Annotated in this window: 1 protein-coding gene; it reads left to right on the top strand. The window is 60.9% G+C overall.

The annotated features are described in order from the left end of the window. Nucleotides 1–55 precede the first annotated feature (55 nt). Nucleotides 56–606: DEAD/DEAH box helicase family protein (locus ACTXPP_RS14165; protein ID WP_443342765.1), on the top strand; the 551-nt coding region annotated here is incomplete at its 3' end.

The following is a 606-nucleotide window of genomic DNA, read 5'->3' as shown; positions in this document are numbered from 1 at the left end:
GTTTGACCGGGGATACAACGATGGTGCAGGCAACCCTCCCAACCCGGACGGGGTCATGACAGACTACCTGTGGCGGCGGATTCTGGCCCCCGAGAGTCTGGCCGGGATCATCGAGAATTACGCTCAGATCGTCACTGAGAAGAACCCCACCACGGGCAAGAAGACGAAGAAGGCGATCTTCCCCCGCTACCATCAGATCGACGCGGTGCGCTGCCTGCTCGCCGACGTGACGAAGAACGGGGCGGGCCGTAAGTATCTCGTCCAGCACTCGGCAGGTAGCGGTAAGTCCAACTCGATCGCGTGGCTCGTGCACCAGTTGACCGAGACCGCGTATCACGAGCGCGTAGCGTTCGACTCGATCATCGTCGTCACAGACCGGATCATCCTCGACGATCAGCTATCCCAAACCATCAAGTCTTTCCTTCAGGTCGGGTCGACCGTGGTGCACGCGGACCGTTCCGGTGACCTGCGCCGGGCGATCACGGCGGGCAGGAAGATCATCGTCACTACGGTGCAAAAGTTCCCCTACATTCTCGACGACATCGGCACCGAGCACCAAGGTCGCCGCTTCGCGATCGTGATCGATGAGGCCCACTCCTCACAAGG

Origin of the sequence: Candidatus Corynebacterium faecigallinarum (assembly GCF_052264515.1) — a bacterium.
GTDB lineage: Bacteria > Actinomycetota > Actinomycetes > Mycobacteriales > Mycobacteriaceae > Corynebacterium > Corynebacterium faecigallinarum.
Note: the sequence above shows the minus strand (reverse complement) of the source record. Positions and strands in the feature narration are given on the sequence as shown.